This is a genomic window from Microcoleus sp. Pol12B5, from assembly GCF_036701335.1.
Lineage (GTDB): Bacteria > Cyanobacteriota > Cyanobacteriia > Cyanobacteriales > Microcoleaceae > Microcoleus.
In genome coordinates this window covers 1-1,639 of record NZ_JAUBQQ010000003.1, presented here as the reverse complement: position 1 = coordinate 1,639, position 1,639 = coordinate 1, and the positions used below count along the sequence as shown (strand labels likewise).

The 1,639-nt window shown below is 44.4% G+C and carries 2 protein-coding genes; both read right to left on the bottom strand.

Annotated features, from left to right (window positions below):
* Positions 1-317: 317 nt before the first annotated feature.
* Complete coding sequence (locus tag QUA24_RS02335; protein ID WP_333167192.1) at positions 318-506, bottom strand: DUF2949 domain-containing protein; 189 nt, start codon at positions 504-506, stop codon at positions 318-320.
* A 234-nt stretch (positions 507-740) separates the two neighbouring features.
* Entirely contained in the window at positions 741-1,124 is a 384-nt protein-coding gene (locus QUA24_RS02330) for a hypothetical protein (protein ID WP_333226900.1), read from the bottom strand.
* Positions 1,125-1,639 lie beyond the last annotated feature (515 nt).

The following is a 1,639-nucleotide window of genomic DNA, read 5'->3' as shown; positions in this document are numbered from 1 at the left end:
GCCACCAAATTAAACAAGACAAGCCCCGGCATCCTAAAAGTTGCAGGGGTTTGTTTTATGCCGTCTGTTTGATGCCTTCTGCGATCGCCTCTTCGACAGACAGATTGATATCGTTTCCGGTTGCACGAGCGCCTTGATAGAGAGGACACCGCACTGCCGTCTCCAAAGCTGTGGGTAATATTAAATTGGGACAAAATAAGACCCACCCTCAACCTAAACACTCAACCCTATACTTTTCGACGACCGTTTGTGCAAGCTTTATTTGTCAAAAAATTGCAATCCGATATCCATATTTTTTAACTTAGGATTTTAAATTGCTAAGCCGGCTGAGCTTCCAACCAATCAAAAATCAGGTTTAACTGTTCCAGTGTCACTAACCCGTATTGCCACAGAACCATTGGCAGTTCGCTGGCATCTTGTTCACCGTGTCGGAGAGCAACGGCGATCGCCGAATTCGATATCGCCAACTCTCCTCGCAAATAATCGATCAGTTGAGCCTTTCTCATCACCTTCACCGCCAGTTTTATGCGCTATTGTAAAGATATGTATCTAATCAGTCTGTATCGAAAGTTTAATTGGTCTAATTTTAGGTTTACAATAGAGAACCATGTGTGATGGAAACCGCACAAAACTGGTGATAAAACTCAGATAAAAAAGCGATCGCAGTCACAATAACTCCGAGAATCAAATATGGGGTTCCGCGAGCGATCGTTTGCTTCAAATGAATTCATTTAAAATTGCTAAAGTCCTAGCTGAAGCTGAACTCCCGCTTCTGCGCCACTGTCGGTTTGTTTGGGAGGTAAAGGATTTCCTTGACGCTGGGCGTCCGAAGGAGTAGTAATAAATTCTAATGGGCCCTCGATTTTGAGGCGAAATGTGTCGCCCAAGCTGCTTTCCCTTCTAGCAGAATTAGCCGCCGTTTCTGGTCCACCAATCAAGTTTTGGTAGTCCGAGTCTAAGGTTCTGTCCTCCACAGTCCTCAACGAGTCCCCAGATAAAGTCGTTTCCGAATATTGGGGCGTTGGTTGCAGTCTTTGTTGGGCGAGAACCGCCGGGGTCAAACCGATAAAAATTGAGCTCAGTCCGAGAGCAGTGCCAAGAGTAGCAATAACTGCGTTCATCATCCATCCCTCCGCTAGTTGCATCCTACTATGCTTATTTTACTTAGTCGCAATTAAGTTGCACTCTATCAAAAGTAGCTGCTTGTGGAGATATCAATTGCAGTTGCTGTGAAAACTTATAATTTTCGATCGCGCTATCGGTCATTCGATTTTAGATTTTAGATTTTAGATTTGGGAGGCGACCCCACAGATAAATTCGGGGGCTTGAGGATTTTAGATTTGGGAGGCGACCCCACGGATAAATTCGGGGGCTTGAGGATTTTAGATTTTAGATTTGGGAGGCGACCCCACGGATAAATCACGTGGCGGGTACCATCAAGAAATTCGCTTGTCAGGATGGGAAAAATAGTTAGTGCTGGACGCACGGGTGGCTATCCATCGGTTGTTTTTCACGAAAATAGTTCGTTGCAGCCCGCCGCCACGCTAAAAACACCAGGTTTTAGATAAGTAGTTAGACAGAATTAATTACACAAATACATAGTAGAATGATATTCCAGGCAAAATTATGAGTTAATTAG

Coding starts and splice junctions, on each gene's coding strand:
- QUA24_RS02330 (WP_333226900.1), bottom strand. CDS start 1,124: ATGATGAACGCAGTTATTGCTACTCTTGGCACTGCTCTCGGACTGAGC.
- QUA24_RS02335 (WP_333167192.1), bottom strand. CDS start 506: ATGAGAAAGGCTCAACTGATCGATTATTTGCGAGGAGAGTTGGCGATA.